Here is a 22,728-nt window from a genome sequence, read left to right as displayed (position 1 = left end):
TAAAATTGCCTTTGCATAATCATGCGGGGTGATTTATAATAAATCGGTCATGATAATAAACTTACAGATGAATGGGAGAGAGACACTAATGAAGAAATGGGGCAAACTATCATTGGGCTTGCTGCTGGCCGTGGGACTACTAGCCGGCTGCGGCCAGAATAATAATAACGCAGGTAAAAATGCCGCCAGCGGCTCGGGCGGTAACCAGCCTACAGCGGAAGCGACTGCCGAAGCGACAACTGCCGGCAAAACGCTGACGCTTGGTACCAGCGCGGACTTTCCTCCTTACGAATTCCACAAAATGATCGACGGCAAAGACACCATCGTGGGCTTTGACATCGACATCGCAAAAGATATCGCCGCTGACATGGGCGCTGAGCTGGTCATCAAGGACCTGCCGTTTGATTCCCTGCTGAACGAGCTGTCCAGCGGACGCGTGGACATGGTCATCTCGGGTCTAAGTCCGACGGAAGAACGCCGCAAAGCGGTTGACCTGTCCGACATTTACTACAAAGCGGAGCAGGCGGTTGTCGTTCGTGAAGCGGACAAAGACAAATTCGCCACGATGGAATCGCTGGAAGGCGTGAAGATCGGTGTACAAACCGGGTCGATTCAAGAAGAAATCGCCAAGGGAATCCCGAACGCCCAGCTGACTTCGCTTGGTAAAATTTCCGACATCGTGCTGCAGCTTCAATCCAACCGGGTGGACGCTTCGATCATCGAAGGTCCGGTTGCCAAGTCCTTTGTCAAGAACGTTAAAGGCCTGGTGATTACCGACGCGAAACCTCCGGTCGAAGACGACGGTTATGTAATCGGCGTGAAGAAAGGCAACACCGAACTGCTGGAGCAGATCAACACGACGCTGAAACGTCTGGGTTCCGAAGGCAAGATTGATGAGTATGTAGCCGCAGCGAGCGAGCTGGCTGAAGCGGAATAACGATACTTAAGACCAACCAGAGCTGCCTGTCCGCAGCTCTGGTTCACGGATAAGGAAAATGGCGGAGAACCCGCTGTTTTTCTATTTTTTTGGAGAGGGAGGGGACGCCTTTATTATGAAGATATTTGATATGGCAATGGAATACCGGAGCTTTTTCCTGACAGGGCTGCAGTATACACTGCTGCTTGCGCTCATCGGTGTGGTCTGCGGTTTTGTGCTCGGCATTCTGGTCGCGCTGCTGCGGATGTCGAAGATTGCGCCGCTCCGCTGGATCGCCACCGCCTGGGTGGAGTTTCTGCGCGGAACGCCGATGCTGGTGCAGCTGTTCCTGATTCACTACGGCCTGCCGGTGTTCGGCATGGAGTTTACCCCGATCGAATCGGGGGCGATCACGCTTACCATTAACAGCTCGGCTTATTTGGCCGAAATTTTCCGCGCCGGCATTCAGGGTGTTGACCGGGGACAGACAGAAGCGGCCCGTTCGCTCGGCATGCGCCAAGGCATGACCATGCGCTACATCGTGCTGCCGCAAGCGCTCAAAAGCGTGCTGCCGGCGATTGGCAACGAATTTATTACCATCATTAAAGAATCGTCTATTGTGGCGATGATTGGCGTGACGGACCTGCTCTTTCAGGCGCGTACCATCACAACGATTACGTATGACGGGCTTACACCGCTGGTTGTCATCGCTTTGATGTACTTTGTGCTGACCTTTACGTTATCCAAGCTGCTTGGAATCCTTGAAAGGAGGCTGAATACGGATGATCGCCGTTAGCAACCTGAAAAAAAACTTCGGAAAGCTGGAAATTCTGAAGGGGATCGATCTGAACATTAACAAAGGCGAAGTTGTGGTTGTGATCGGTCCCAGCGGCTCCGGCAAAAGCACCCTGCTCCGCTGTCTGAACCTGCTGGAGGTACCGACCGGCGGCGAAATCCGGTTTGAAGGCGAATCCATCACGGACCGCAAGCATGACATCAACGTCACACGCGAAAAAATGGGCATGGTGTTCCAGCAGTTCAACCTGTTTCCGCACAAAACCGTGCTGCAGAACATCACGCTGGCGCCGGTCAAAGTGAAAAACGTTAAGCCGGAAGCAGCGGAGAAAATCGCGATGGATCTGCTCCGCACCGTGGGCTTGGAGGATAAACGGGATGCTTATCCGGCACAGCTCTCCGGCGGACAGAAGCAGCGGATTGCGATTGCCCGCGCGCTGGCCATGCAGCCGCATGTAATGCTGTTTGACGAGCCGACATCCGCGCTTGATCCCGAAATGGTCGGCGAAGTGCTGGAGGTTATGAAAAAGCTGGCGCTTGACGGCATGACGATGGTCATCGTGACGCATGAGATGGGTTTTGCCCGCGAGGTTGGCGACCGGATCCTGTTTATGGACGGCGGCGTAATCGTCGAGCAGGGGACGCCAGCCGAGGTATTCGGCAGCCCTAAGCACGCGCGGACTCAGGATTTTCTCAGCAAGGTGCTGTAATCGACAAGCCAAACAGCGGCCCCGGGTGGTCTACCCGAGGCCGCTTTCTTTTGCCCGCCGGCATCCTTGTTGAAGTTTGAAGGACGGGGGGCAGGTGTAATTTTATTTTATTAGGCAATGGATATAAGGTACACTATAATCTGAACCCCTATACGAAGGAGTACATACGATGACCAATCATCCAGGCCGGACAGGCATTATTGACATCGGCTCGAACTCCATTCGGCTCGTCATCTATGACACGACGCCGGAGGGAGGGTACAAAATCATTAAAGAATGCAAGTATTCCGCACGCCTTAGCGAGAAAATCAAACCGGATGGAAGGCTGGAGGTCACGGACCTGAGCGCAGTTGTTCCGGTGCTGCAGCAGTTTCAGGACGTATGCGCAGCATTTGGCGCCGAACGCATCCGGGCCGGCGCGACGGCCGCTATCCGGAATGCACGGAATTCCGAAGAAATCATCGCTTATTTATCGGAAGCTGCTTCGCTTAAAGTTGAAATCGTCAGCGGTAAAGACGAAGCATATTTTGGTTTTCTCGGCGTGATTAACGCTTTTGATATCAATGACGGATTTGTGGTGGATATCGGCGGGGGCAGCACGGAAATCACCTTGTTCCAGGACCGCAATTATAAGCACAGTATTTCGTTTCCGTTTGGAGCAGTTAACACCAATATAATGTTTGGACAGGACGGGAATTGGGACGCCGAACGGGTGCGGAAGCTGCAGACCTACGTGCTTGGGCGGCTGGTGGAGTGTCCGTGGTTAAACGGCGAACCTGGCTTGCCGCTGATTGGCCTTGGCGGCACGATCCGGTCGCTGGGCAAGTTGGATCAGAAGCGCCGCAGCTATACGCTGCAAGTATCGCACGGGTACACCATGCCTGCGGAGACAATTGATGAGTTTATGCAGACGCTGCCTGCCTTATCTTACGATAAGCGTAAAGAGCTGGAGGGGCTGTCAAAAAGCCGTGCCGATATTATCGTCTCGGGTTTGATTATATTTCATACGGTCTTTCATTACGTAGGGGCATCGCGCGCAGTCATCAGCGGAGAGGGACTGCGGGAAGGGATGCTGCATGATCTGCTCCGTCCGCAGCACCCGGTTCGTCCAAGCGCTCTGGACTACAGCATCGGCACACAACTGCGGTTCCATGGAGTTTCTTCCAAGGAGCATCTGATCAGGGTATACCGGCTGGCTGAAGCGCTGTACGGGGAGCTTGTCGGCAAAGCGGGTACAAAGGAGCACAAAATTCTGCTGTACGCGGCCATTATGCTGCAGCATATCGGTTCCAGCGTCAATTACTTCCAGTCCAAACGCCACACCCGGTATTGGCTGATGAACGCGCCAATTCGGGGGCTGACCCACCGCCAGCTCGTGCTTGCGGCACAAATCGCCTCCTACAGCACAAAAAGCCGGAAGCAGAAATTGTCCGCGGCACACAAGGACATTTTGCTGGCTTCCGACGAAGAATGGATTCATAAACTGGGGACGCTCGTACAGCTGTGCGCCTCGTTTGACGGCAGCGAGACCGGAATCGTCCGGGGAGTACGGGCCAAGCTCCACGGGCATACGCTCGACGTGGAGCTGGAGAGCTCGCAGCCCGTCCTGATCGGACTCGAAGAGATCGACAATGCGGCCAAAGCGTTTAAGAGCGCGTGGGGCCTGAAGGTAAAGCTCCTCGTCCCTTCCACAAACTGACATCCATCGCGGCGAACTGGCTCCGGAACGGGGCCTTTTTGTCGTCCGCGCGTTCGTAATATCCGTTGGACTGCAGGAAGCTGGACTTCATGTTGTCTTCCAGCGAAATCTCAAGAATCCGGACGATTTGCCTGCGGATATCCTCGCCGCTAACCGGACACATCAGCTCTACCCGCCGCGTCAAATTCCGGGTCATCCAGTCCGCACTGGACAGATAGACTTCAGGATTCCCGCCGTTCTCAAAATAATAAATCCGGGAATGTTCAAGGAAGCGGTCGACAATGCTGCGTACGGTGATCCGCTCGCTTAATCCTTCCACACCCGGCCGCAGGCAGCAGACGCCGCGGACAATCAGATCAATTGAAACACCGGCCTGTGAGGCGGTATACAAGTCGTCGATGACCTGCTGGTTGGACAGGGAATTCATTTTGGCAATGATGCGCGCAGGCCGTCCAGCAGCGGCATGTTCGGCTTCGCGCAGAATCAGTTTCTGCAGCGACAGGCTCATATTCGTCGGGGCGACCACAAACGCGTTCCAGCTGTGAATGGTCGAATACCCCGTGATCTGGTTAAACAGCTCGGATGCGTCCAAGCCGATTTCGCTGCGGGCTGTAAATAAACTGATATCCGTGTAAACCTTGGCGGTGCTGTCGTTGTAGTTGCCTGTGCCGACATGCACGTAGCGCCGCAGCTCATTGCCTTCCTGCCGGACGATCAACGTAATCTTGGCATGGGTCTTCAGGCCGACGAGGCCGTAGACGACATGGCAGCCGGCTTGCTCCAGCTTGCGCGCCCACGCGATATTGCGTTCCTCGTCAAAACGCGCTTTTAGCTCCACTACAACGGTTACCTGCTTGCCGGATTCCGCGGCATGGGCCAGCGCCTGGATCAGCGGCGAGTTGCCGCTGACGCGGTACAGCGTCATTTTGATCGCCATGACATGGTCGTCCTCTGACGCCTGGGTAATAAAGTCGATCATCGCGTCAAACGACTCGTACGGATGATAAACAAGCACATCTTTTTCCCGGAGCACCTCAAAAAAATCCTCATTTTCATCAAACTCGGCAGGGTAGACGGGGTCGATCGGCTGAAAGTTAAGATACCCGTAGCCCTTTAAGCTGTTCGTAAAGTTGCGCAAAAACCCGAGATCCAGCGGTCCGTCCGTTTCGAATACAAAATCGTCGATCTCGAATTCCGCCTGAAGCTGCTCCAGTGCATAAGGATGGATCCCTTTTTGTACTTCCAGGCGGGCAGGTACGCCGCGGCGGCGTTTGCGCAGCTCCTTTTCGATTTCCTCCAGCAGATCTTCCGCGCCTTCTTCATCAATTGTAAGGTCCGAGTTGCGGGTCAAACGGAAGCCGTTAACTGCAACCGGCGTATACCCGCTGAACAGGGTCGCAATATGATGCGTAATGACATCTTCAATAAAAACAAACTGGCGTTTCTTGCTATTCGCCCGGTGCGGAAGCGGGATGCAGCGGGGCAGATTGGATGGAATCTGCAGGATCGCGAAGTAAGGTTCTTCATCAGGATCGCTGCTGTTTTCCTTGGTCAGGACCACCGCCAAATATATATACAGGCTGTGCACAAGCGGGAAAGGACGGCTCTGGTCAACCGCCATCGGCGTCAGGACAGGGAAAATAATGTCGCGGTAATATTCTTCGACTGCCTGCTCCTGGGCGTGGGTGAGATCTTCGTAATCAACGAACACAATCCCCTCTTTATTCAGATGCCGGGTGAGGTCCTTATAGGTTCGGTATTGGTCCGCCACCATTTTGCTGACGCGTTTGAACAGCCGTTTGTACAGACCGGATGGGGTGTACCCGGTAAAATCCTTTTTCGTGTAGCCTGCCCGAATCTGATCCTGGACACCGGCAACGCGCACGCTGATGAATTCATCCAGGTTGCTGGAGACGATGGCGAGAAACCGGGCCCGTTCGAACAGCGGATTGTCGTTGTCCTGTGCTTCCGCCAATACGCGGCGGTTGAATTCCACCCAGCTGAGGTCCCGGTTCAGGTAGGCGGATGAATCATGGGGGTGAATGGTTTTATTGGCTTCTTGGCTCATGGGTCCTCCGTAGTGACTCGTTCTTCTTTACTTACTATCCTATTCTATTATTCTACTGCAACGCAAAGACTCAATTGTTAAATCTGTGTAAAATCTGACATGCAAACGAGACGGAAAACAAATTCCGCACAGATTAGTTAACATAATTATTTATATGTAAATAAGATAAACGGCCTATCCAAAAAAATAACCGCCCAGGACAAAAAAATATCAGAATGGTAACAATTACTTAGGCACAGGTTACAAATTTGTGATATATTCAGAAGGCCGATCCAACTAAGGAATGATTTCACAACCGAAAGGCGGAAATGTCCGCCGATTTTACAAGGAGGCCTGAATGAAGACCCGAGTTTCATGGATTCGCGCAGCTGCGGCCGTACTAGGCATCACATCCGTTATGTATGCCGGCCCGGTTCATGCGCAGACGACGTATACCGCCAAAGCGGACACCACTTTCTATTTGCTATCAAAACAATACGGCATTGGACTTGACCGGCTGCTTGCGGCTAATCCGTCCGTTCGTCCAACCAATGTATACCCCGGTCTGAAATTGACCATACCCGGGACAAATGCGGTGAAGCCGGCCGCCAAACAGACGGCATCCGCCGAATCTGAAATAGCCGGACCAAGATTGACTGTTCAGCCTGAGGCCAAGCAGGTAGAAGCATGGGGCAAAACATTTACATACGATAAAACGATCAAAGTAAAAGCGTCCGCCTATTCCTCTGCCGCAAGCGAAAACGGCAAATGGGGAGCGGTCGATTATTTTGGCAACCCGCTCCGTTTGGGAACGATTGCCGTTGACCCCAGTGTCATCCCGATGGGAACCAAAGTGCTGGTTACCGGACATGCCCACCCGGGTCTGCCAAAAGAAGCCTTTTTAGCAACGGCGACCGACCAGGGCAGCGCCATCAAAGGCAGCCGGATTGATATTTTTATTCCGGGAAGCCAAAGTTTTGTCCGGGAGTTTGGATACCAGGAAGTCGAGCTGTTTGTGATTAATTCATAAATGTAAAAGGAAGGCCTTTTTCGCTAATTTGCTGCGGAAAGGGCCTTTTTGGCGTTAACGCAGGGGTTATTTACGCTTAGGCAGGCCAAGCAGTTCGGGAACCGTAACGAGCTGGTAGCCGCGGCTGCGCAGCGAGGCGATCACTTCGGGCAGGGCGTCAATTGATCCGTTCAGGTCGGAGCCGCGTCCGCCTCCGCCATGCTGAAGTATAATCGACCCGCGCCCCGCGGCCGACAAAATGTTGAGCGCGACTTTGCGGCGGGGCAGGCTTTTCCAGTCCGATGAATCCACGTTCCAATTAACGATCCGGTATCCGCGCCGTTTTGCCCAAAGCAGCTGGTCTTCGGTAATCTCTCCGTAAGGAGGGCGGATCAGCAGCGGTCGGTAACCAATTTGACGCAGCAGCACGGTTTCGGTCCGTTCGATTTGATCACGGAAAGGCCCCACACTCATCTTTCCGAACCGGGGATGACTGTAAGAGTGGTTGCCTATAATATGACCTTCCCGCACGATGCGCTGTACGATCGCCGGATGTTTTCGGGCTCTGCTGCCCACAACAAAAAACGTCGCTTTTACCTTTTGCTGCTTCAGCACATCCAGCAGGTGCGGGGTAAACCGGGGATCGGGGACGTCATCAAAGGTTAATGCCGCCCGTTTGACCGCCGGACCGCGGACAAGAAAGGTGTCCGGATATTTGTGGATCAGCTGGCTTAGCGCGGGAGCCGAGGTACGGCGTTCGTCCCTTTTTTTTCGGGGCAGCGCGGTATAGTGAATGACGGTTGCTTCGGCTTTACCTTGGGATTCTGTACGGCCTAACGCCTGTGCCGCATAAACGGATTCGAATTCAGATCCCGCAAGCGCAGCGGCCGCGGCTAGCAACAGCAGAGTGGACACGGTGAGATGCCGCCGGAATCGTTTCATTGGTCAACCTCCTTGGTTGTTGCTGGATTTTGCCTGATGCCTCTCGCAAGACTTGAAGTTAGCAATCCTGGTCAGATGCATGTGCAGTGGTACGGTGGAAGCATCGCACGTTTAAGAAAGCAGGTCATACGTTGGTATCCCCATCTCGCCTGCTTCATATGCCCAAGAGGGAAAAGGAGTGCGGTTTTGAACGGGGTGTATCAGCGTGTATACTTGAGAGAGCGGGATTTCATGTCCCGAAAGAGAAGACACAAACGGAAGGATGGGAAAAGAGATGTCCAGACTGTTTACCCCATACGAACTGAAAGGCTTGAAGCTGAAGAACCGGGTTGTCATGCCGCCGATGTGCCAATATTCTGTTGAAAAAGAGGACGGGGTGCCGACGGATTGGCATTATGTCCACTATGTCAGCCGCGCGGTTGGAGGCACAGGCCTCATTATTGTCGAGATGACCGGAGTCCATCCCGATGGGCGGATTACCAATAAAGATACAGGCATCTGGAGTGACGAGCATATCCCCGCATACCGCAAGCTGGTTGATGAAGTGCACCAATACGGCGCCAAAATCGGGATTCAGCTTGGACATGCCGGCCGCAAAGCGGTGGATGCGGAGCCCCCTGTTGCACCGTCCGCCATCCCGTTCGACGAGCAGTCCAAGACACCGTCCGCATTAACGGCAGAAGGCATTGAGGCTATGATTTCGGCTTACCGGGAAGGCGCTCGCAGAGCGGTTGAAGCCGGATTCGATACCGTGGAGATCCATGGTGCGCACGGCTATCTGATCCACCAGTTCCATTCTCCGCTTACCAACCGCAGAGACGATGAATACGGAGCCGATCCGGCGCTGTTTGGCGTTCGAGTCGTACAAGCGGTAAAGGAGGTTGTTCCGGCTTCCATGCCCGTGCTGATGCGGGTGTCCGCCCGCGAATATGTAGACGGCGGGTACCAGGAGGATTATGCGCTGGAGTTCTGCCGCAGGTACCAGGAGGCGGGTGTTGACCTGTTCCATATCTCTTCCGGGGGCGAAGGGCCGATTGGTGCTGGCGGGGGGCCAAGCGCCGGACCCGGCTATCAAAGCGGACTGGCCGCTTACATCCGCAGCGGGCTGAACGTGCCGGTCATTGCGGTAGGCCGGTTGGAGTCCTTCGAGGAAGCGGAACGTGTGCTTCGGGACGAAGAAGCGGATCTGGTTGCCGTGGGCCGCGGAATGCTGAGCGATCCGTATTGGGCGCTGCATGCCGAAGAGGCGTTAGGGGGCGTGACCGAAGTGCCCCAGCCGTATAACCGCGGCATATGGAAACGCAGATAACCGCTCTTTGCAGCCCTTTGTGTGAAGTTCATCACAGATTTTTGGCTCCTTCTCAGGCATCTTTAATAAGATAAAATTTGAAGGAGCTTGATAACGTGGGGACGGTAATTGAAAATGTGGCGGTGGGAGAAGACGTCTTCCTGATGAGCGTGCAGGGAGCATACGGCGGAAGCATGGGACAGTTCTATATGCTCAGGGGCTGGGAGGAGTATCCGGTGCTTTCCAGACCGCTCAGCATCCATACGCTGAGACAGGACGGCATTGAGTTTTTGTACCATGTAGCCGGAGAAGGGACGCGGCTCCTGTCCGGACTCCGCCCGGGCGATCCGGTTCAGCTGGAAGGGCCGTTTGGTACCGGGTTTCCGGACGTCCAAGGGCGGGTCGCTTTGGTTGGCGGCGGGATCGGCATCGCTCCGCTCTACTACTGCGCACAGGAGCTTCCGGGCTCGGACGTCTATCTTGGATTCAGCCGTGACGCATACCGGACAGAAGCTTTTCGTTCCCATGCAGCCAAGCTTACGGTGAATATCGGCGGGCTGATTTTGGAGCATATCGATTATATGGAATATGACCATGTGTTTGTCTGCGGCCCGCAGCCTATGCTGAAAGCGGCGCAGCAGAAGGCCGAAGCTGCCCGGGAACAGGGAAGCGGCGTGAAGGTCTATCTGTCGCTGGAGAACCGCATGGCCTGCGGTATCGGGGCTTGTCTCGTCTGCAGCGTATCGTGCCGGGACGGGCAGCGCAAGGCTTGTGCAGACGGCCCTGTGTTCCAGGCAGAGGAGGTGGTCTTCCATGGCTGATTCCTCCATGACCACGGACATCGCCGGCGTACGGTTCAAAAACCCGATTGTTATGGCTTCCGGCACCTTCGGCTTCGGCAAAGAATACGCGAAGCTGTACGACATCTCCATGCTGGGCGGAATTTCAGGCAAAGGACTAACGCTCCATCCGAAGGCCGGAAATGCCGGGATTCGTGTGTTTGAGACGCCGTCGGGGATGCTGAACAGCGTTGGGCTGGAGAACCCGGGCATCCCGGCTTTTCTGGAAAAGGAATGTCCCTACTGGGAAACGCTTGATACCGCACGAATCGTGAACCTGGGAGGCGGAACGCTGGAGGATTATGTCCGCGGTGCGGAGCTGATCCAGGAAGACGCGGACCGCAGAGCCCGTGCGGGGCGGCAGGCGGTCGATATGATCGAACTGAATATCTCCTGTCCCAATGTAAAAGAGGGCGGCATCGCCTTCGGCATCAGAACTCCCGCCGCTCAAGAAGTCGTCCGTGCGGTGCGGCGGGCAACCCGGCTGCCGCTGGCGGTCAAGCTGTCGCCTAATGCCGAAGACATTGCTGCGATGGCGGAGATGTGTGAAGCTGAAGGCGCGGATGCCGTGTCCCTCATCAATACGATCTCCGGAATGAAGATAGACGTGCGCAGACGCCGCAGCGTCTTCGAGAATCTGTATGCAGGACTTTCGGGCCCTGCGATCAAACCGGTGGCGCTCCGGATGGTGCATCAGGTGGCGCATCGCGTCAGCATCCCGGTCATCGGTATGGGCGGCATCGCGTCTGCCACCGATATTGTCGAATTCATAATGGCGGGTGCGGCTGTCGTGCAGGTAGGGACCTATAACTTTATGCGGCTGCGCGCGGGAGTGGAGCTGCTTGAAGGACTGGAGCGGTGGATGGCGGAAGAAGGCGTTCATTCTTTGGATGAGATCCGAGGAATTGTCTGAAAATAGGTTAATATAATGGGAGGGGAACCAGATGCCTGCTCGGGACGCATCCGGCCTGCCGGATGATATTACAATTACGGAGCTGCGGGCCGGAGCCGACCGGGTGCTGCTGATCACTGGCGGCGCGGCGCATATTGGCGCATCCTCCACGGCCTACGCGGCGGAAGGAAAGATCAGGGTCGACACCTCGGCGGTTCCCGGACATAAGGAGTATACGCTGTCGGCGGATTTTGCCCGCCGGGCGGCTGAAGCGTTGCGGGTGACCGTGACGGTGATCATGGGCATTCATTATGACGATCTCACTCCGGAACAGCTTGGGCGGGTAATTCAGTCGGCCGAAAGCAAATTTTCGGAATATTTGTCCGCGAATTGTGAAACGGCGGCGGCACTCCCTGCGTATAGGATAGCAAATGAGCCTTTTAGCGGCGAAGAAGTCCGTTAGCGATTGGCCGTTCACCATCAAACCTACTTGGAGGAATGAACCATGTCGATTTTCAAAAGACTGCGCGATTTAACGATGTCCAATATTAACGCCATTATTGACAAGGCGGAAGACCCGATTAAGATGACGGATCAATACATCCGGGATATGACAGAAGATCTCGAAGACGCGGAGAAAGCGGTAGCCGCCCAAATCGCTATTGAGAAAAAATTCAAGCAGCTCTACGAAGAGCAGGAAGCGCTGGTCAACAAGCGCAACCAGCAGGCGCACACGGCAGCACAGGCCGGCAATGCGGATCTTGCCCGCCGCGCGCTGGAAGAGAAGAAGTCGGCCGAAACGAAGATGGCCGAATACAAGACCAGCTACGACCAGAACAAGGCTTCTGCCGACAACCTGCGCCTTAAGCTTGAAGAAATGCGCAAGCAGCTGACGCAGATGAAAAACAAGCGGGAGACGCTAGTGGCGCGTTACAACGCCGCCAAAGCCCAAACCGAAATCAACAAAGCAATGAGCGGATTCAGCACGGATTCGGCGTCTGCGGGCATGAAGCGGATGGAAGAGAAGATGCTTCAGGCCGAAGCTCAGGCGGAAGCAAGCAACGAAATGGCTTCGGGCAACAAGTCGCTTGACGATGAATTCGAGAAGCTGAACAAAGATTCCGCTGTCGAAGACGAGCTGGCCGCCCTGATGAAGCAATACGAGAAGAACTAAACGTTCATCCTGTTTAGGGATTCGTAAAGTGGGATACAAGGCGGAGAAGAGACGCGGCCTGCGTTTTTTCTCCGCCTAGTTTATGAGCGCGGCTACCGTCCGTTTGTGAGGATGACCGCGGGAGAGGGGACGTAACAATGAGTTTATGGAAGCGAATCGGCGGCCTGTTCGCCAAACCGCAGCCGCCCGCCGCGGAGAAGAGCATGCTTCAGCTCAGCCCCGGAGACATTTGCGAGGTTTCTCTCGTAACGTACGAAGTCACGGGCCGGGTCAATAACCGCGGACGCAACGCCGTGGTGCTTACCCTGCGCGACGGCAGCCGGATCTCATATCTGCACATCGAGGAGCGGGAGCAGCTGCTGTACAGCTTGTATCAACCAATCGACGGCCGGCTGGATAACCCGTCCGAGGTCCCTGCCACGATGGAGCTGGACGACCGCACTTACTATCTGGAGGAAGAGTATGACGGCTATGTGGCGGTAACAGGCCAGACGCCGTTCATGAATGGCGGAAATCAGCATGTCTGGCAGTATCAATCCGATGATTTTCATCTGCTGCGGATCGAGTGGCATAACGGGCGCTTTATGCTGTACGAAGGCGAAAAAGTACTTTCCGGCGATGTACGCGTGATCCGGGCATCCTAGCGGAAAATGATCTATTAAAAAAGCGGAGGGCTGGATACGGCTTCTTCGCTTTTTTGCATGCACTGGAAGCAGACGCCGCAGGTAAACTGTAGTGCCATTCAGCAGGTCCCGCAGGGCGGAGTTACAGAAAATCTCATCATGTGAAAAATTCACATTAGAATCCACCTGTCGTCGCGCAAAAAAGCAGCCATGCCCTCCGCTTGGCGCGGACGGGCATGGCTGGAAAAACGGCCGGCTGGATGCTCAGGCTTCGTTCCGGCGCTCGATCGCTTCGGACATCGTTTTGTCCGTAAGATGCGCATAAACCTCGGTTGTTTCCGTGGAAGCATGGCCTAATTGTTCCTTGGTTTTATATATGTCGTTCTGCAGATAATAATCGGTGGCAAAAGAATGGCGCAGCTTATGGACGGTAAGATACGGCTTGCCGAACCGTTTGGCGTATTTAATAATCATTTCCTGAATAGCGCGTTTGGTCATTCGCTTGCCTTCCTGCTGGCCGTTGGGAAGCGTGACGAACAGCGCTTTTTCCTTTTTGGGCGTCTTGTAGCGGTTCTGCCGGAGCTGCAGGTAAGCGGCCAGCTCGTCTTTGGCTTGTTCGCGAAAATACACCGGTGTCTTGAACGTTTCATCGTTGTTGCCTTTGCGGAACACATACAGCAATTTATTGTTCAGATCCAAATCCGCGAGATTCAGATTCACCACCTCGGAGACGCGGAGCCCGGAATTAAGAATAAGGCTGGCGATACAGGCATCCCGTTCCCGGTTCAGCTCGTAAGCGTACATTGCCTGCTTGTTATTTTCCACGTCTTTGCCGTAACCCTCGTGTATGTAGCCCACAAATTCCAGCAGTTCTTCATCCTCCAGGATTTTACCCTTCAGCTTGGCAGCCGTGTCTTTGGGTTTATGAATTCGTTTGATTTCCACCTTGGCCATAATGTTGCGTTTCAGCAGCGGGTAGAAGTTCTCGTCTTCGGCGATCTGGCTGAGATAGTGAAAAAGCGAGCGGAGTGCAGACAGTTTGCGGGATACCGTGATTCTTGAGTTGGCTCCTTCGGCGCGTGTGGTCAAAAATAGCCGGTATCCTGTAATGCTGTCCATATGCAGCGTTTCCAGGTCATGCAGCGTAATTTGGGTGTTGCTGTCCGCCTGGCTGATGCCTTCCGCGCGCAGCCAGCCGAAAAAAGATTCATAGTCCCGCACATATTCAAGCAGCGTAGAAGGGGAGAGGTCCGGCAGCTTGTAATCGATAAACTGCTGGACAAACCACGGCATCTCGGGCAGTTTTTCATCGAGCTTTTTGCGGTCAGCGGTTTTTTGGATGTTCATTCGGGATCACCTTCTTTTTAAGTGCTTTTTTCCGTAGTTTTATCTTACCAGATTTTGAAGCCGGCGGCTTGACTTGGTAAATGACCCGAACGGACGGTTGAACCTGCCCAGCTTGCTCCTGGGGGGACAAAGTTATATGATGGGTAGTAAACCGCAGTAAACCCATCGTACAGAGGTGAAAGAATGGAACTCAGAATCGATTTGGTTCCGAGGTATCGGAAGCAGGTCATCGTGCGCTTGATGCAGCTCTATTTGTACGATTTTACCCGTTATCTGGATCTGGATGTCGACAAAGACGGTTCATTTCCGGCTTATCCTGGATTGGACAGCTATTGGAGCAGCGGCAAAAGCAAATATGCCTTTCTGATCACCGCGGATGGAAACCCGGCCGGCTTTGCGCTGGTGGACCGTCTTTTTCGGAGCACGGAAGGCGAATATTACATGACCGAGTTTTTTGTGATGCAAAAATACCGCCGCAGCGGGGTGGGCACCTGGGCTGCCCACAAGCTGTTTGATATGTTTCCGGGCGAGTGGAAGGTGTCTCAGGTCCGGGCGAATTTGCCTGCGCGCACGTTCTGGCACCGGGTCATTGGGGAGTATACGGGTGGAGAGTTTCAAGAACGCTTTAATCCGGAACAGGGCAATCCAAGCCAATACTTCAGCACGTTAAATGTTAGCCGTATTAAGAAGTGAAAACAGCAGTTCTGCCTGTAGACGTGGGGTCGAGCAAGGCTTCAGTTAATGCCCGGCAGGAAGCGGCTCCAACCAATGATTAACCTGATTAATTTATGCGTGAGCTGTTTTGGTGAAACCGTTTTCGGGTAAGGAAAGGCATATGTGTCTTGAACCACCGATAGTATCCTGCAGTAGTCCAGCTTAAGGAGGCGGCATGAATGGAGAAACGGAAGTATGGCAGTACGGATATGGAAGTCAGTGTGCTGGGATTCGGCGGAGCCGAAATCGGACAGTCGGACGAGCAGACGGTCGACAGGCTGCTTGGCAGCGCACTCGACGCCGGACTGAACCTGATTGACACAGCGGAATGCTACGGAAACAGCGAAGAACTGATCGGCAAAGTGCTGGCGAACCGGCGGAATGACTACTACTTGTTCACGAAATGCGGACATGCCGCAGGGCTCGATTTGCCCGATTGGGATCCGCTGATGCTGGAGCAAAGTATTGACCGGAGCTTGAAGCGCTTGCGTACCGACCATGTCGACATGATCCATCTTCACAGCTGCAGCGAAGAGATTTTGCGCCAGGGCGCCGTGATCGAAGTGCTGAAGCGGGCGAAGGAAGCCGGCAAAACCCGTTACATCGGCTACAGCGGCGACCGGAACGATGCGTTGTATGCCGTTCAAACCGGGGTGTTCGACAGCCTCGAAACTTCGGTGAACATCGCGGATCAGGAGGTCATCGACCTGACGCTTGCGGAAGCAGCTAACCAGGGCATGGGCGTGACGGCCAAACGGCCGATTGCCAACGCGGCATGGGCTTTTGAGACTATGGAAGAAACGGCATACCCGTTTGTATATTGGAATAGGTTGCGGGATTTGAATTACGATTTTCTGCAGGATGTAAAAAAAGGGGTAGGCATCGCCCTTCGTTTCACACTCAGCACCCCGGGCGTTCACACCGCGATTGTTGGGACCAACAAACCGGACCGCTGGCAGGAAAACGCGCGTCTGCTGGAACAGGGCGAGCTGCCGAAGGAACAATATGAGCGCATTCGCGCCCGCTGGAAAGAAGTTGCCGGAAACGATTGGGTAGGACAAACCTGAAGTTTAAAATACGGACGGCAGCATTTGAGACAGGTCAACCAGAGTTTAAGTGGTTGGCCTGTTTTGCATTTTTCGAACGGAAACGAAGGGGGCTAAAGCTTCGGTTAATCGTTTTCACGCAAAACGTCGATATAAAAGATAGAACGTGATAGTCCATTCGGCCCGGACTTACAAGCTGCCAGTTCAAAACAGCTCAGGCAATGCGTCTGTCTTGTGAACGGATTGGCTGTCACGCCCTGAATGTAAAAGTATATTCGGAGGCGCAAAGATGATGAACCGTAAAATGATCGACTTTTTAATCGAAGCAAAACGAGCCACCTATGCCGGCAAAGGACCGGAAATTGCGTCGTCACGGCCCATGTCCCATGACCTGGAGTATATCGACGGCCGGCTGCGCTACCTGGATACGTACCTGGGCGGCAACAAATTTGCCGGACAGGAGGGGGTATGGCTGGACGGCAAACCGATTTGGGCGATGAATTATGCAGGACGGGTGCTGGCGGAGGAGTTTAATGGCGATTTTTTAAAAGAAGCGTTATGGCACGTGCCGCATGAATCACCTTACCGGGGACCTAAGCTGTATATAAGAGATGCCTATACGTATCAGTGTTCGGTGCAGGGGAGCAAGGATTGGTTTTGCGGTTCGGAGGAGATATTTTGCCGCAAGACCAAAGTATATGAATGCCTCTTTCACGGAGGGGCGATTGAAACGGAAGAATTATGATTATTTCAACATATGAAAATTTCATAACAGATTAAAATAGAAACGGATTATATTAGATAATCAACTTTCGGAGCTGGAAAAGTGACATAGACCCTTGAGTGAGCAAAAAAAATCAATAGATTTACTTTTATTGAACAAAAAGTACCTCACTTGTTGGCGATCATGGTAGTGTGACCAACCATACCAGCAAGAAAAGTACGTAACTCTACGTTATAACAACATTCTCTGCCTGAACACAGTCTCGCTTTTCCACATTATGGAGCCCTTTTGAGGCAGCTCTGCATTGACCTCCCCTATGACTTTCTAATCGGACTCAGGAGATTTTATTTGCTGATTATTCCGTGTTTTGGCAAAGTGACGGACTCAGCTTCACTTATTTATGCGGAGTATCGATCGTATGGGTGTTTTCGGGACGAATAACGGTTCTGGAGTCTGCAAGGCACACCAAAAGCCCAAGAATTTCAAAAATAACGTCCGCTGGGTCCGGAAAGACCTCGGTATCGCGTTCGGTGAGAATCCGCTGCGGGTGTGTCACAGGAGAGGATTCGTTCCAGTTCGTTCAACGACAACAGCGGCAGTCCAAGATATTGTTTATCAAGTCTTGGTCTGCCGCTGCTTTTATTAACTCAACTTTCTCAGTCTGCGATCGGCAGCGCAGCCTGAGATTGGCAAATACGCCTTGAGATCACTTAGCAAACCGGAGATCCAGTGCTGGAGTTGACTTTGAATCAGGGTGGAGCATTTCATCCCAACCTAAGTCGTAATTTTGTTAAGCCGTTTTATGAGTTGCGCCAAGGCAACCGCACAGTGTAGGGTGTTAATTTCATCGCACCGTAAGTAAAATAGCACGCCGAGCGGTGCGTTCGCCGCGGGCGATGCGGTGTTTTTCTATATTTTTCAAGACGATTACTTTATTGCGGTTAAATCCGCGCCAGGACTAGAGCTTAGCTGGTATTCGCTCTGCGAAAGCTGAGTTAACACCATAGAAAATTAGTACAAATTTTAATGGAATTCACCTTTCGGGCGCTGATAGATTATGGTAGAATGGTCATAAAGTTGCGAACGGATGTTCCTGTAAAAGAGAGGCCGTCCGCACAGATGCCATCGACAGGAAGGTGAACGGAATCCATGAATGAAAGGCACAGGGCGCTGGATGCCGCAATTCGTTACATTCACGAGAATCTGGACGAGCCGCTTCCGCTGGACCGCTTGGCGAAATACACCGCCTACAGTTCTTTTCATTTCTCGCGTATTTTTAAGGAACGGTATGGGCTTCCGCCGCTGTATTACATTTCTTCGCTTCGGCTGCAGCGGGCGAAAGAGCTGCTCCTTTCCAGTGACCTCCCGGTCCGCGATGTTGCGATGGAAATTGGCCAGCAGAGTTTAGGCACCTTCACGACACGGTTTACGCAGCGGGTAGGAATGACGCCCAATGACTTTCGGAACTCGGTTCGGGAGGCCGGCGAGCAGCTGTCGGTCCTGCGCGGTTTGCCGGACTGGAACGATAGGAGGGAAGTGGAGCCGAGCGCTGGAGAGGTGCAGGGCAGGGTAAGCTCCGCGGAAAGCCTTGAGGGCGTAATTTTGATTGGACTGTTTCCGAAACCGATACCGGAAGGCCTGCCGCTGTACGGCACGGTGCTGCCGTCTTTTGGAGGATTCCGGTTTACCGGAGTTCGTCCGGGTACATATTATTTGATGGCAACATCCGTGTCCTGGAACTCACAGGCGGAAGAAGTGCTGGTGCCCAAATCCACCCTGCGGACTAGAAGCCGGACCCCTATTGTAGTGGACAAGACCCATGCCGTTCCATATCAAGATGTGTACCTGTATCCGCCGGCCATTGATGATCCGCCGATTCTTATTTCGCTGTCTGTGCTGATGAAAAACTTTTTGAGCCGTGTATACAGTCCGGCACGACTGCAGCCTTAGTTCTAATCCGTTAATGAAGCGGTCCGTTCCGAACAACGCGTTAATAAGAATCCAAACACACGTTCCTAGAAACGTGTGTTTTTTGTCTTGAACAATGATAATTTCAACATATGAAAAATTCATAATAGAAAAAACATTATCGCTCCCGCCTCATCCGCAATACGATCAAACTACTCCTTTCTCGCATCCAAATACATGGTAGTAAACAAACCCAGCCTCAACCGGGCCGTACACACAGGGCACAGGTAGAGTCAGTGTTAGAGTCAGAGTTAGAACAGAAGCGACCCGCTGGCAAGCCGCATTAGTATGGAAGGTATGATTATTGCCGCTAAATAAAAAAAACAAGCCTCCGACTTACTCGGAAGCTTGTTGAAGAAGTCTGTAGGAAGAAGCAACTTCAATCTAAACCGCCCGGCTGTCGGCGGAAATAGGGGGAGAGGATTGTTCTCTGGCCGTAAGCCGCCGGTGAGCGAGCAGGAGAAACGGCAAACCGATCGCTGTCATCAGCGCAAGCGGAGTAAACACGGCGGCCCCATGTTCGCCGCCAAACCAGCCCAGCATCAGCCCGCCAAGCACCGGAGCCAGCACGTTACCGATGTTGTTGAATCCGATTGTGCCGAAGTAGGTGCCTTTCCACTCGGGACGGGCAATGCGGTCGATCAGCATATCCATCATTGTGAACAGCAGGACTTCGCCGACCGTAAATAGCACAATGCTGAACAGCAGCAAACCGATCCCCTGCGACAAGCCCACAAGAATAAGGGAGACTGTAATGCAGATGTTGCCCAAAATAAGCGGTACAATCGGCGGGAATTTGCGTGCGGTCCGGACTACCGGGTACTGCACGGCCAGCACGGTGACGGCGTTAAGTGTAAGCGTATATGAGAAAATGCGCTCCCCGTCAGCAAACAATGGCGTCGAAGCTAGATACTGCGCCATCGTCGAGCCGAAATGGCCATATCCCAATACACAAAAGGTAGTGCCGATCAACACCGGCAGAAACACCTTGTCTCTGCCGGTGACCGCCATAGCTTCAGCCAGACGGGGAGCGGCCGATTTAGCTTTGACCGGCAGGGTGGAACGGTGCCGTTTGAACTGAAGCATAAGCACCAGCCCGTAGAGGATGTAGACTCCGCCGGAAATCAGGAACGGAAAGGTGGACTGTGCTGAACCAAGCTGCAGCCCGACAAGCGGCCCAACTACAACGCCGATATTAACAGCCGCATACCGCATGTTGAATACCAGCAGCTTATGATCGGGTGGTGTAATTTCAGACAGTAAGGCCCGCGATGTGGGTTCAAAGACGGCACGGCACAACCCGTTTAAAGTGTTCATCAGAAAAAACACCCATAAATGCCGCGCTTCGGCGAATCCGAAAAAAACCGAAGCCCAGCCGAATACCGACACGAGCATGACAATTTTACGCCCGATAATGTCCGAGACATAACCGCCGTAGAAGCTGACCAGGACGCCGGCCAGCGAGCTTACCGCTACGGTGAAGCCGGTTTGAAGCGGCGTAGCGCCAAGCACCTGGGTCAAGTAAATCGAGAGGAACGGAATGCTCATGGAGGTCACGAGCCGACCAAACATGGTTCCGATAATAATAGTCCAGGCCAAAGGATGGGTGGTGCGAATAATGTGTTTCATTGTTAGTATCGCCTTCTTTCTTATTGCTGCTGCTTACCGGTACGAATCACGAACAGGATAGCCTTGTTGATCATGAAAGTACCCTGCTGCTATATAACCTGATGAGTATCCGGTGTTCCGAATGGCAGGTAGTATGTATAATTGTAGTATAAAAAAGGGGAAGAAAAAGTGTAAGGTTATTCCCTCACTTTTCACCTTTAGGAGCGATTATGCGATGGAATTAAACGAAATGCATTACATCCGCCTGGCCGCCGCACTTCAGCTCCCCGACCGTCCTTCCGAGCCGGTGCAGGTGACGATCGAACGGTTGGCAGGACTGCTGTGCTGCACGCCCCGCAACGTTAAGTTTATTTTACGGCGGCTGGAACAAAAAAACCTGATCGAATGGAGACCGGGAAGAGGACGGGGCCATACATCCAGCCTGATATTCAGCCGCAGGCTGGAAGAGCTGCTCGAAGAGCGGCTGCTGGCGATGATGGATAAGGGCAAGGTAAAGGAAGCAATGGAGTTGATCGGCTGTCCGGACATCGGGAGCCCGGTAAAAGAACGGCTGTGGGCCGCTTTTAACCGGCAGATGGGGCTGCATTCCAACCCCGGATCTCCTTCGCAGAGCGATGTTCTCCGGATGATGCGCAACAGAAAGCTGGAGAAGCTGGATCCCGCTTTTGTCTTCACTGCTTTTGAAGCTTACCTGCTCGGCCAGGTGTGCAGCACTTTGGTCGTTTATGATGCGGAGACAGGCGGGTTCACGCCGGGATTGGCCCATCACTGGGAACATCATCTGGACTATACGAGCTGGACGTTCTATCTGCGTAAAGGTGTCCGGTTCCATCATGGCCGGACTTTGACATCGGCCGATGTGACCGCGACGATGGACCGGCTTTTTCGCGTCGGCAGCTCCGCGCTCTGGCAGTACAGGGATATTGCAGGTGTGGAAGCAGTGGGGGAATATGCCGTCAGGTTTGATCTCAAGACGCCAAATCGCTTTTTCTTGCATCTGACCGCCAATCTGTTTCTGTCGATTCTCCCGAATGATTTGGAGTTCACGGGCGTTCCGGTCGGAACCGGGCCATTCCGGATTGCGGACTTGAACGGGGATTGCCTGATGCTGGAGGCATTTGACGGCTATTACGGGTACCGTCCGCTGCTGGACCGGGTGGAGATTTGGTTTTTTCCGGAACGTTTGAGCAACGACCGGGAGTACCGTTTGCCGGATGGAGAGCAGGAGGAACTGCTTCCCTGGAGCCAATACCATTCCAGCGTCGATTATCCGGCGCTTGGTTCACGGTATTTGATGTTTAATATGCGGAAACCGGGTATTCATCAGCGGCTGGAAATCCGCGAGGCTTTTCGGATTTTATATGACCGCTGTGCAATGATCCGTGAATTGGGCGGTAACCGGTACCGGCCTGCCGACAGTTTTTTGCCTTGGGTCAGTCAAACAAGCAAGTTCGAGGAAACTTCGCTTGATGAGGCGGCGGCACTCCTGAAGCGTGGAGATTACCGGGGGGAGCCGCTTACCCTAGCGTACGCCTTCAAAAAAGAGGAAAAAGAAGAGGCGGAATGGCTGCTCAAACGATGCGGACAGGCGGGACTGAATCTGAAGCTGCATCCTTTTTTGGGACATAGCGATATTCGTGAATTGGCCGCCAAAACCGACCTGCTCCTGGCGGAAGAAGTGCTTGAAGATGACTGGGAATGGGGTATTATGAATTATTACCTGAACGCAAGCAACTATCTGCATCTGCTGATGGACGACCGGACAATCGAGCGGCTGGAGTCCGTGCTTGCTCCGGCAGTGGCGCTGGATCACCGGGAAAGACAGGCCTGCATCCAAGAAGCGGAAAAGATGGTCCGCGGCAGCTGCTGGCTGCTCTACGGCTGCCATCTCAACAAACGCGCCAGTCTAAGCGGCGGGCTGCATGGACAAAGCGCCGGGGCTTTTGGATTTTTGGACATTTCCAAGCTGTGGGTCAAGCAGGCGGGTGTTTAGTGTTTAGTGTTTCCTTGGTTTCCTAGGTTGCCTAGTAGAGCCTCCACGGGTGGCCGGATGCAGCTGCAGCGTTTACAATAGGGGTATACCCCCAAAAGAGGTGATCAAGTGGAAACTTTTCGCTGCATGAACCATCCACAGCGCGCAGCGGTTGGCCAATGCGTACGCTGCGGCAAGCCGGTGTGCGAAGAATGTTTTGATGCCGAAAAAAAGGTGTGCCGTTACCGCTGCGGCGAAACGCTGTACAAACCCGCTCCCGAAACAAAATCAACCTTTCTCAAACTGGCCGTTGGTATTTTGGCGGTGCTTGGCGGTATCGGGCTGCTGGCGATTGCGATTTGCGGAGCAATGATCTATTCCTACTAGAGGAGAT

General features: G+C 53.5%; 21 protein-coding genes. 17 read left to right on the top strand and 4 right to left on the bottom strand.

Annotated features, from left to right (window positions below):
* Positions 1–88: 88 nt before the first annotated feature.
* The 4 genes from ACE6ED_RS12500 (at position 89) to ACE6ED_RS12485 (ending at position 4,120) form a co-directional block, all read left to right on the top strand.
* Complete coding sequence (locus ACE6ED_RS12500) at positions 89–937, top strand: transporter substrate-binding domain-containing protein (protein ID WP_410827492.1); 849 nt, start codon at positions 89–91, stop codon at positions 935–937.
* Positions 938–1,052: 115 nt separating this feature from the next.
* Positions 1,053–1,712: an amino acid ABC transporter permease gene (locus ACE6ED_RS12495; RefSeq protein WP_410827491.1), complete on the top strand. Its 660-nt coding sequence runs from the start codon at positions 1,053–1,055 to the stop codon at positions 1,710–1,712.
* The gene (locus ACE6ED_RS12490) at positions 1,699–2,421 is read left to right on the top strand and encodes an amino acid ABC transporter ATP-binding protein (protein ID WP_410827490.1); all 723 of its coding nucleotides are present in this window, start codon (positions 1,699–1,701) and stop codon (positions 2,419–2,421) included. The genes ACE6ED_RS12495 and ACE6ED_RS12490 overlap by 14 nt, the downstream gene beginning before the upstream one ends.
* 169 nt (positions 2,422–2,590) lie before the next feature.
* Positions 2,591–4,120 carry a Ppx/GppA phosphatase family protein gene (locus ACE6ED_RS12485; RefSeq protein WP_410827489.1) on the top strand — a complete coding sequence of 510 codons (1,530 nt, stop codon included), beginning with the start codon at positions 2,591–2,593 and terminating at the stop codon, positions 4,118–4,120.
* Here ACE6ED_RS12485 and ppk1 read toward each other — a convergent pair.
* The gene (gene ppk1, locus ACE6ED_RS12480) at positions 4,068–6,188 is read right to left on the bottom strand and encodes a polyphosphate kinase 1 (RefSeq protein ID WP_410827488.1); all 2,121 of its coding nucleotides are present in this window, start codon (positions 6,186–6,188) and stop codon (positions 4,068–4,070) included. The genes ACE6ED_RS12485 and ppk1 overlap by 53 nt on opposite strands.
* A gap of 337 nt (positions 6,189–6,525) precedes the next feature.
* Here ppk1 and ACE6ED_RS12475 point away from each other — a divergent pair, with 337 nt between their 5' ends.
* Positions 6,526–7,197 carry a 3D domain-containing protein gene (locus tag ACE6ED_RS12475; RefSeq protein ID WP_410827487.1) on the top strand — a complete coding sequence of 224 codons (672 nt, stop codon included), beginning with the start codon at positions 6,526–6,528 and terminating at the stop codon, positions 7,195–7,197.
* A gap of 66 nt (positions 7,198–7,263) precedes the next feature.
* On the opposite strand, the gene ACE6ED_RS12470 is transcribed toward ACE6ED_RS12475, so the two are convergent.
* Positions 7,264–8,118: a polysaccharide deacetylase family protein gene (locus ACE6ED_RS12470; protein WP_410827486.1), complete on the bottom strand. Its 855-nt coding sequence runs from the start codon at positions 8,116–8,118 to the stop codon at positions 7,264–7,266.
* Between the two features lie 274 nt (positions 8,119–8,392).
* On the opposite strand from ACE6ED_RS12470, the gene ACE6ED_RS12465 reads away from it, so the two are divergent.
* The 6 genes from ACE6ED_RS12465 (at position 8,393) to ACE6ED_RS12440 (ending at position 12,955) form a co-directional block, all read left to right on the top strand.
* On the top strand, positions 8,393–9,427 hold the full coding sequence (locus tag ACE6ED_RS12465) for an NADH:flavin oxidoreductase/NADH oxidase (RefSeq protein ID WP_410827485.1): 1,035 nt from the start codon (positions 8,393–8,395) through the stop codon (positions 9,425–9,427).
* Positions 9,428–9,522: 95 nt separating this feature from the next.
* The gene (locus tag ACE6ED_RS12460; RefSeq protein ID WP_410827484.1) at positions 9,523–10,227 is read left to right on the top strand and encodes a dihydroorotate dehydrogenase electron transfer subunit; all 705 of its coding nucleotides are present in this window, start codon (positions 9,523–9,525) and stop codon (positions 10,225–10,227) included.
* Positions 10,220–11,158, top strand: coding sequence for a dihydroorotate dehydrogenase (locus tag ACE6ED_RS12455; RefSeq protein ID WP_410827483.1), 939 nt, complete (start codon positions 10,220–10,222; stop codon positions 11,156–11,158). Before ACE6ED_RS12460 ends, ACE6ED_RS12455 begins: the two co-directional genes overlap by 8 nt.
* A 31-nt stretch (positions 11,159–11,189) precedes the next feature.
* On the top strand, positions 11,190–11,600 hold the full coding sequence (lpdD, locus tag ACE6ED_RS12450; protein ID WP_410827482.1) for a prenylated flavin chaperone LpdD: 411 nt from the start codon (positions 11,190–11,192) through the stop codon (positions 11,598–11,600).
* A 42-nt stretch (positions 11,601–11,642) separates the two neighbouring features.
* Complete coding sequence (locus ACE6ED_RS12445; RefSeq protein WP_410827481.1) at positions 11,643–12,311, top strand: PspA/IM30 family protein; 669 nt, start codon at positions 11,643–11,645, stop codon at positions 12,309–12,311.
* A gap of 137 nt (positions 12,312–12,448) precedes the next feature.
* Positions 12,449–12,955 (top strand): DUF4178 domain-containing protein, encoded by a 507-nt coding sequence (locus tag ACE6ED_RS12440; protein WP_410827480.1) that lies wholly within the window; start codon positions 12,449–12,451, stop codon positions 12,953–12,955.
* 243 nt (positions 12,956–13,198) lie between these two features.
* Here ACE6ED_RS12440 and xerS read toward each other — a convergent pair whose 3' ends face one another.
* A complete protein-coding gene (gene xerS, locus ACE6ED_RS12435; protein ID WP_410827479.1) occupies positions 13,199–14,281 on the bottom strand; it encodes a tyrosine recombinase XerS in 1,083 nt (360 codons plus the stop codon).
* Between the two features lie 183 nt (positions 14,282–14,464).
* Here xerS and ACE6ED_RS12430 point away from each other — a divergent pair, with 183 nt between their 5' ends.
* From ACE6ED_RS12430 to ACE6ED_RS12415, 4 genes are all read left to right on the top strand, one after another.
* Positions 14,465–14,974 (top strand): GNAT family N-acetyltransferase, encoded by a 510-nt coding sequence (locus ACE6ED_RS12430; protein WP_410827478.1) that lies wholly within the window; start codon positions 14,465–14,467, stop codon positions 14,972–14,974.
* Between the two features lie 200 nt (positions 14,975–15,174).
* Complete coding sequence (locus ACE6ED_RS12425; RefSeq protein WP_410827477.1) at positions 15,175–16,062, top strand: aldo/keto reductase; 888 nt, start codon at positions 15,175–15,177, stop codon at positions 16,060–16,062.
* A 268-nt stretch (positions 16,063–16,330) separates the two neighbouring features.
* The gene (locus ACE6ED_RS12420) at positions 16,331–16,786 is read left to right on the top strand and encodes a DUF5680 domain-containing protein (RefSeq protein WP_410827476.1); all 456 of its coding nucleotides are present in this window, start codon (positions 16,331–16,333) and stop codon (positions 16,784–16,786) included.
* Between the two features lie 1,128 nt (positions 16,787–17,914).
* On the top strand, positions 17,915–18,715 hold the full coding sequence (locus tag ACE6ED_RS12415; protein ID WP_410827475.1) for a helix-turn-helix domain-containing protein: 801 nt from the start codon (positions 17,915–17,917) through the stop codon (positions 18,713–18,715).
* A gap of 402 nt (positions 18,716–19,117) precedes the next feature.
* Here the strand turns inward: ACE6ED_RS12415 and ACE6ED_RS12410 are convergent, their stop codons facing one another.
* The gene (locus ACE6ED_RS12410; RefSeq protein ID WP_410827474.1) at positions 19,118–20,362 is read right to left on the bottom strand and encodes an MDR family MFS transporter; all 1,245 of its coding nucleotides are present in this window, start codon (positions 20,360–20,362) and stop codon (positions 19,118–19,120) included.
* A gap of 214 nt (positions 20,363–20,576) precedes the next feature.
* On the opposite strand from ACE6ED_RS12410, the gene ACE6ED_RS12405 reads away from it, so the two are divergent.
* Positions 20,577–22,355: an ABC transporter substrate-binding protein gene (locus tag ACE6ED_RS12405; protein ID WP_410827473.1), complete on the top strand. Its 1,779-nt coding sequence runs from the start codon at positions 20,577–20,579 to the stop codon at positions 22,353–22,355.
* Between the two features lie 108 nt (positions 22,356–22,463).
* Positions 22,464–22,721: a B-box zinc finger protein gene (locus ACE6ED_RS12400; protein WP_410827472.1), complete on the top strand. Its 258-nt coding sequence runs from the start codon at positions 22,464–22,466 to the stop codon at positions 22,719–22,721.
* The last annotated feature ends 7 nt before the right edge of the window (positions 22,722–22,728 follow it).

It is taken from the genome of Paenibacillus nanchangensis, assembly GCF_046543445.1.
GTDB lineage: Bacteria > Bacillota > Bacilli > Paenibacillales > Paenibacillaceae > Paenibacillus_AQ > Paenibacillus_AQ nanchangensis.
The sequence above is the reverse complement of the archived record's forward strand: the minus strand, read 5'-3'. Positions and strand labels throughout refer to the sequence as shown.